Raw genomic sequence first — 1030 nt, 5'->3', positions numbered from 1 at the left:
TGGCTCTTCACCACAAAATGTACTTGACAATCAGGTTGTTTTCTGATCAAGGGTACAAAAAATGCGAAATTTCCTGTATGGTAAAGGTGACCAAACCATCAACCATGGAGGAAATTTCGCATGCAATCTCAGTTTATCAAAGATTTGATCACTTTACCAGGCTTTCTTATTCATGGAGAACGAAAAGAGGGRGAACGATGGATTTTTGAACTTTCCCTCCCTYCTCATTGTCYGATCTGCCCGACTTGCTTCGGACGGACAACCAAAATATCATCGAAACGAAAACAATGGATTCATGGCTATACCAATACGGTCGGTTTATTTTGGATTGAACTTCCCATAGAAAGACGGCGTTGCCAAGCCTGTTTTCTGACGTTCACCGTTTCTTATCCGGGACTTCYGTMTCACAGKATCGCGACGGAATCGTTTCAACATTGGGTCGCCCAGTTATGCATCGGAAAAACGATTCAAGAAGTCGCTCGCTTGTTACAACTCGCCTATACGACAGTAGAACGCTGGTTTTATCAATATGCCCCGGCTCTTTTACCAACATCGAATCCTACAGTAGTATGTGTGGATGAATTCGCTTTCCGAAAGGGACATGATTACGGAGTAGCGGTGATGGACAYACAGACTCGGAATGTCCTTTCCATTGCTTCTGGAAAAAATGAAGAAGCCATTGTGGAGGCGCTTCAACCCGTCGCCTCCAAAGTGAAGTATGTTGTCAGCGACTTGGCTCCTGCCATGAGAAAAGCCATTGAAAAGGTATGTCCAAAAGCCATCCATGTTCTTGACCACTTCCATGTGATTCAGTTATTCACCGATGCACTGGAACGTTGTCGCAAATACCTTGCCAAAGGCGGAACCAAACATGGAAGCGTTCGCCGCGTGTGCCGATGGTTAAGCCAACGTCCAGAAAAATTAACAGAAGAAGAGAGACAGGAAGTTCGACAATGGTGCCAAGAAAGTGCTTATTTACGTGATGTCTATCAAGCACTTCAACATTTCCGTTACGTATCCAAAAGCCAAA

The 1030-nt window shown here is 44.6% G+C and carries 1 protein-coding gene; it reads left to right on the top strand.

Features of this window, described 5'->3' with window-relative positions; translation table 11 throughout:
* Positions 1–120: 120 nt before the first annotated feature.
* Positions 121–1030: transposase (locus CV945_RS17735; protein ID WP_157807582.1), on the top strand; the 910-nt coding region annotated here is incomplete at its 3' end.

It is taken from the genome of Geobacillus sp. Manikaran-105 (genome assembly GCF_002809955.1).
GTDB lineage: Bacteria > Bacillota > Bacilli > Bacillales > Anoxybacillaceae > Geobacillus > Geobacillus thermophilus.
This window is presented reverse-complemented; position numbering and strand designations above follow the sequence as displayed.